Raw genomic sequence first — 5,808 nt, 5'->3', positions numbered from 1 at the left:
CGTCGATGGCGCGGAGGTGCTGGGGATGTCCTCCAGCACCTCCGCGCCATCGACGGACGACTCGTGGGGCGGCGGCGGAGGCAGGTCCCAGTCCAGCGTCGGCGGCGCGGGCGGCCGTGGCGGCGCCGGGGGCCGCGCGGCGGCGGGCGGCGACGGCAGGATGTCCGGCGAATCGTCCTCGTCCATGTCCATCGGTTCAGCCTCCACGATGTCCAGGGGCTCGCCCCGGCCGCGCGCGAGCGCTTGCTCCATGTCGTCCGTCGCGACGACGAATACCTTGAGCGGCTTGCGCAGTTGGAAGCGCAGCTCGTCCACCAGCGTCAGGTTGCCCGGGTCCTCCACCGCCACGTGGATCTTCTCGCTGCGGCCGTCCTGCTCCGCCGCGAAGAGGAGCACCCGGTGCTCGCTCTGGAAGTCCATGGACACCAGCGAGGACACCGCATGCGGAATGTACTCGGGGATCTCCACGAACGGCAGCTCGTGCTGCGCCGCCAGCGCCCGCGCGATGTCCCGGCCCGTGCACAGGCCCATGGACACCAGCACCTCGCCCAGCTTGCGGCCCTGGCCGCGCCGTCCGGAAGCCAGGGCCTGCTTCACCTGCTCGTCCGTGACCACTCCGGCCTGGACGAGGAGTTCACCAATCTTCTTGCGCATGGACGGGGGCTACCGCTTGACCTTGGCGAGGTATTCCTCGCGAGAGAAAACACCCTTCTCGATGAGAAGCTCCACCATGGCCTTCAGCGCCGCGACCTCCTTGCGCTGGACCTCCTCCACGCTCTTGAGCAGCTCCGCGGGGCTGCCGGACGCGGCCGACTGACGCGGAGGCTCCGGCGGGGGCGGAGCGCGCGGCGGAGCGGCGGCGGGCTTGGGGGACATGGCGACGGCGGCGGCCGGGTCCAGGTCCTTGAGGTTCTTCACGACGGTGCGGCCCTGCGCGTCCACCACCTTGAAGTTGGTGTCCGCGTCCTCCAGTTCCGCCGTCTCCTCGTAGAGGCGCGCGAACGCCCGCGCCACGGAGGTGCGCCCCGCCACGTTGGCCACGATGCGGCACTTGGACAGGGCCCGCAGCTCATCCAGCACCCGCACGTTGAGCGGATCCGACATGGCCACCACGAGCGTCTTGCCGTCGTCGCGCAGCTGCAGCGGCACGACGGAGAAGTCGCGGGCCGTCTGCGCGGGAATCTTGGCCTTCACGTGCGGCGGTACCATCTGCACGGCGTCCAGGTTCACCGCCGGCATGCCGAGCTGCTTCGACAGGGCGCGCACGAGGATGTCCTCGGAGACGAGATTCATCCGGACGAGGATCTCGCCCAGCTTCCCGCCCCACTTGGCCTGCTCGGCGAGCGCCGCCTTGAGCTGGCTCTCCTGCAGGACGTTCGCCTTGATCAGCAGTTCTCCAAGCTTGATCTGTGCCATGTCGTGCGCGCCATAGTACCCGGTTTGGGCCGGGGCGCTGCCTTTCGACGCCTGGAAGCTCAGGAACCCGGCGCGGGGGGCGGGGGCGACACCGTCCCCCCGGAGCGGACCTCCTGGCCCCGCGCGTCGACGTCCACCACCTTCGCCCCCTCGGGCGCCGTCAGCTCGTAGAGCGTCAGGTCCGGGCGGCCGTTGAGGCGGATGTCCGTGTACTTCAGGTCCAGCTGGGTGCCCGCCGTGGGGGCGACGAGGTGGACCTTGTTGGGGAACAGCTGGTCGCCGCGCAGCTGGAAGTCCTCGAACGCCAGGTCGTAGCCCGGCACGCCCCGGACCTCGCTCTTCACCACGCGCAGGTGCTTGGGGTCCACGCGGAGTGTTTGCGTCGCGGCTCCCCGCTGGAGCTTCAGCACGTACACCCGCTCCTTCTCGTCCAGCTCCAGGGTCATGGACTCCGGAGGCATCAGGGGGACCTGGCCCAGCATCACCGCCACCAGCTCCTCGCTCGGCAGGACGACAGGCAGGAAGCGCGACACGTTCTCCGCGCTCGCGGGGCCCTGGAGGTACGTGTTCTCCCCCGCCTGGTAGACGCCAAAGCGCTCACCGTCGGCGACGAGCGAGGCCACCGGGCGGTTGAAGAAGTCGTACGTCTCCAGGTGGATGAGGGCCGGCCGGGTGATGGAGAGGTACGTGGAGAGCGTGCCGCTGCCCTGGGGTGAGTCGACGTGCAGCTTCGCGTCGCCCTCCAGGTTCACGACCTTCGCCTGCCGCTCGCGCACGTGCTGGTAGAGCGTCTGGGCGTCCTCGATGCGGCCCTCCGGACCGAACTCGAGGCGTTTGGGGCAGGCCGAACAGAGGAGGGCCAGGAAGATTGCGGCGGCTGCGCGGTTCATATGTCCTAGTGTGAGCCAGGGCCGCCTGCCCGGTCATCCATCATGAATCTGAACGATCTACTTCATTACCTTCGCCTGGGCGGCGTCACCCTCGCCCTCCTCCTGGGCGCCTCCGTGGTGGCCCTGGGCGTGGCCGTCGAGCGGATCATCGCCCTCTGGGGCGTGAGCGAGCGCTCCCGCAACCTGGGGGAGATCGTCCAGAAGCACCTCCTCCGGGGGGACGTGGCCGCCGCCCGCACCGCCGCCGAGCGCTCCGACGCCGTGGCGGCCGACATCTTCCTCGCCGGGTTCGATCGCTGGGAGCGCTCGCGCTCCACCGGCGGCAACGGCATCGAGTCCGCCGTGGAGCGCGAGCGCGCCCAGGTGGGCTTGAAGCTGCGGCGCAACCTGTGGCTGCTCGCCACCATCGGTTCGACGACGCCCTTCGTGGGCCTCTTCGGCACCGTGGCCGGCATCATGCGTTCGTTCAAGGACCTGGGCGTGGACGTGGAGGCCGGCGGCACCGGCGGCTCCGCGGCCGTGATGACGGGCATCTCGGAAGCGCTCGTCGCCACCGCCGTGGGCATCCTCGTCGCCGTGCAGGCAATGGTCTTCTACAACTACTTCCAGGCCCGGCTGTCCCGCGTGCTGGTGGAGCTGCGCCTGCTGGGCGACGAGTTCGTGGAGATCCTCAAGGAGCGCACCGCTGGCGGCCCGCCGCCGGAAGCCACGCCCTCGCGCGAAGGCACCACGCCCCCTGCCCCCCGGCCGGATCCGCAGCCCGCCTCGTAAGGAGAGACGCCCACCATGGCCATGGGAAAGACGCCCGGCTCGGGCGACGACGAGGTGGAGGGCGCGGGCTTCGCGGAGATCAACATCACGCCGCTGACGGACGTGATGCTCGTGCTGCTCATCATCTTCATGGTGACCAGCTCGGTCATCACCCAGCAGGGGCCGGGCGGCGGCGCCAAGGCCGGCCTCAAGGTGAACCTGCCCAAGGGCGGCGCCGCGGACGTCACCGCGCGCACCACGGACCTGTCCGTGGCGGTGCTGGCGGACGGCCGCTTCGTGCTCGCGGGCAACGTCGTCGCGGAGGCGGAGCTGAAGCAGGCCTTCGACGCCGCGAAGAACCAGAACCCCGACACCGTGGTCATCGTGCAGGCGGACGAAGGCGTCCCCCACGGCACCGTGGTGCAGGTGATGGAGCTGGCGAAGAAGGCCGGCCTCGCGCAGCTCGCCATCGGCGTGCGCGAAGGCGACTAGGCTCGAAAAGGCTCGAAAAGGAAAAGGCCCCCCGGCGCTTCACGTGCCGGAGGGCCTTCTTCATTTCAGGTGCGTCAGGAAGCCGTGCTTCAGACGCCGCCGAACGCCGCGTCGGTGATGTCCATGGGGGACGTGTCCTCGGTGGCGATGAGGCGCGCGGCGTACTCCACGTTGGGCAGCACGTTGCGCGCGTACCAGAGGGCGCTGAACTTCTTGCCCTCGTAGAACGCCTTGTCCGGGTGGTCCGCGCTCACGCTGGCGGCGGCCTTCTCCGCGATGACGGCCGCGTCCAGCAGCAGCCAGCCCACGGCGACCTCCGACATCATGTTGAGGAAGCGGTTGGCGGACAGGGGGATGAGCGGGAAGCGGCCCGCGTCCTGCGACCAGCCGAACAGCGCCATCGCGCTGGACATCAGGCCTTCCTGCGCGCCGGCCAGCGTCTTCACGGCCTCGCCCAGCACGGGGTGCTCGCGGTGCGCTTCCACGAAGCTGCCCACGTCCCCCATGAACTGCTGGAAGTGCGCGCCGCCCGCCTGGCCCATCTTGCGGCCCACGAGGTCCATGGCCTGGATGTGGTTGGTGCCTTCGTAGATGGAGAAGATCTTCGAGTCGCGCGTGTACTGCTCCACCGGGTAGTCCTGGATGTAGCCGGCGCCGCCGTACACCTGCATGGCCTGCGCGCAGAGGCGGAAGGCCTGGTCGGAGCCGTAGGACTTCACCAGCGGCGTCAGCACCTCCACCTGGCCCTTGTGGTAGGTGGCCGCGTCGTCGTCCTTGCCCGCCAGCTGCTTCGCCTTGTCCAGGTGCATGGCCAGCTTGATGATCAGCGCGCGGATGCCCTCCACGTGCGCCTTGATGTCCAGCAGCATGCGGCGGACGTCCGGGTGCTCGATGATGGAGGCGCGCGGCGCGGACGGGTCCTTCCACTTGGTGAAGTGGGAGCCCTGCTTGCGGTCCTTCGCGTAGTCCACCGCGTTGTAGTACGCGGCCGACGCCAGGCTCACGCCCTGGATGCCCACGGCGATGCGCGCGCCGTTCATCATCTTGAACATCTGGCTCATGCCCACGTGCTCGACGGTGCCCACGAGCTCGCCCAGACACGCGTCGTTCTCACCGAAGTTGAGGACACAGGTGGCCGAGCCGTTGATGCCCATCTTGTGCTCGATGGACGCCACGGTGACGTCGTTGGGCTGGCCCGCGGAGCCGTCCGCGTTGATGCGCAGCTTGGGGACGATGAACAGCGACAAGCCCTTGGTGCCCACCGGCGCGCCGTCAATGCGCGCGAGCACCAGGTGGATGATGTTCCCGGCCATGTCGTGGTCGCCGCCGGAGATGAAAATCTTGGTGCCGCGGATGTTGTACGTGCCGTCCGCGTTGCGCCGCGCGGTGGACTTGGCCGCGCCCACGTCGGAGCCGGCGTGCGGCTCGGTGAGGCACATGGTGCCGCCCCACGTGCCGTTGAGCATGCGCTCCACGAACTGCTTCTGCTGCGCGGGCGTGCCGCACTCCGCGATGACCTCCGCCGCGCCGAACGCCAGGCCCGGGTACATGTTGAAGGCCGTGTTGGCGCCGGAGAGGATCTCCTCCACCGTCACCTGGAGCATCATCGGAGCGCCCTGGCCGCCGTGGTCCGGGCTCACCGCCACCGTCTTGAAGCCCTGCTCGTAGAGCTTGTTCCACGCGTCCTTGAAGCCCTTGGGCGTGAAGACGGCGCCGTTCTCCACCCGGCAGCCCTCGCGGTCACCCACCGAGTTGAGAGGCCCCAGCACCTCGCGCGCGAAGCGGTACGTCTCCGTGAGGACCGCCTTCGCCTCGTCCGGGCCCCAGGCGTCGTAGGGAGCCTGGCCCGCCACCTGGCCGAAGCCGAACTGCTCGAACAGCGTGAAGAAGATCTCTCGAAGGTCGGTCTTGTAGGTGTTGATGCCGGCGGACATGGCCACTCCTGCGTGGGGGCTCGCTGCCTGCCTGCTTCCCGCAGGGCGGGAAAAAGTCAGGGTCAGCGGCCCATGTGACGCAGGAAGTGTGGCGTCGACTGATTTTTGAGTCAACCCAAGATGACACCCCGCGTTGACGAGCGGTCGAAGCCGCCCTTCTCGAACGCGGGAATTCGTCTTGGAACGCCTACTTCTTGGCCTTCTTCGCCGTGGGGAGGGAGGCCGTCTTGGCGGCGGGCTTCTCCCGGGGGGCGGTCTTCTTGGACGAGGCGCCGGTGCGGGGCTCGTCCGCCTCCTCGTCGTCTTCGTCGTCCTCGTCCCGGTCG

6 protein-coding genes are annotated in these 5,808 nt (G+C 69.1%); 2 read left to right on the top strand and 4 right to left on the bottom strand.

From position 1 onward, the window contains the following. From D7W81_RS39380 to D7W81_RS39370, 3 genes are all read right to left on the bottom strand, one after another. Positions 1 to 654: cyclic di-GMP-binding domain-containing protein, MshE-related (locus tag D7W81_RS39380; protein ID WP_497747190.1), on the bottom strand; the 654-nt coding region annotated here is incomplete at its 3' end. A gap of 9 nt (positions 655 to 663) precedes the next feature. Then, a complete protein-coding gene (locus tag D7W81_RS39375; protein ID WP_120560470.1) occupies positions 664 to 1,416 on the bottom strand; it encodes a cyclic di-GMP-binding domain-containing protein, MshE-related in 753 nt (250 codons plus the stop codon). Positions 1,417 to 1,475: 59 nt separating this feature from the next. Then, positions 1,476 to 2,306 carry a DUF4292 domain-containing protein gene (locus D7W81_RS39370; RefSeq protein ID WP_120560469.1) on the bottom strand — a complete coding sequence of 277 codons (831 nt, stop codon included), beginning with the start codon at positions 2,304 to 2,306 and terminating at the stop codon, positions 1,476 to 1,478. Between the two features lie 42 nt (positions 2,307 to 2,348). On the opposite strand from D7W81_RS39370, the gene D7W81_RS39365 reads away from it, so the two are divergent. Together D7W81_RS39365 and D7W81_RS39360 are read left to right on the top strand one after the other, a co-directional pair. Continuing rightward, positions 2,349 to 3,077 (top strand): MotA/TolQ/ExbB proton channel family protein, encoded by a 729-nt coding sequence (locus tag D7W81_RS39365; RefSeq protein ID WP_120560468.1) that lies wholly within the window; start codon positions 2,349 to 2,351, stop codon positions 3,075 to 3,077. A 15-nt stretch (positions 3,078 to 3,092) separates the two neighbouring features. Beyond that, positions 3,093 to 3,548, top strand: coding sequence for an ExbD/TolR family protein (locus D7W81_RS39360; protein WP_120560467.1), 456 nt, complete (start codon positions 3,093 to 3,095; stop codon positions 3,546 to 3,548). Between the two features lie 89 nt (positions 3,549 to 3,637). Here D7W81_RS39360 and D7W81_RS39355 read toward each other — a convergent pair whose 3' ends face one another. Beyond that, the gene (locus D7W81_RS39355) at positions 3,638 to 5,482 is read right to left on the bottom strand and encodes an acyl-CoA dehydrogenase (RefSeq protein ID WP_120560466.1); all 1,845 of its coding nucleotides are present in this window, start codon (positions 5,480 to 5,482) and stop codon (positions 3,638 to 3,640) included. Positions 5,483 to 5,808: the final 326 nt, after the last annotated feature.

It is taken from the genome of Corallococcus aberystwythensis (genome assembly GCF_003612165.1).
GTDB classification, from domain to species: Bacteria; Myxococcota; Myxococcia; order Myxococcales; family Myxococcaceae; genus Corallococcus; species Corallococcus aberystwythensis.
This window is presented reverse-complemented; position numbering and strand designations above follow the sequence as displayed.

Bases quoted from the DNA above. Each gene is read 5' to 3' on its own strand.
- D7W81_RS39355 (WP_120560466.1), bottom strand. From the start codon at position 5,482: ATGTCCGCCGGCATCAACACCTACAAGACCGACCTTCGAGAGATCTTC.
- D7W81_RS39370 (WP_120560469.1), bottom strand. From the start codon at position 2,306: ATGAACCGCGCAGCCGCCGCAATCTTCCTGGCCCTCCTCTGTTCGGCC.
- D7W81_RS39360 (WP_120560467.1), top strand. From the start codon at position 3,093: ATGGCCATGGGAAAGACGCCCGGCTCGGGCGACGACGAGGTGGAGGGC.
- D7W81_RS39365 (WP_120560468.1), top strand. From the start codon at position 2,349: ATGAATCTGAACGATCTACTTCATTACCTTCGCCTGGGCGGCGTCACC.
- D7W81_RS39375 (WP_120560470.1), bottom strand. From the start codon at position 1,416: ATGGCACAGATCAAGCTTGGAGAACTGCTGATCAAGGCGAACGTCCTG.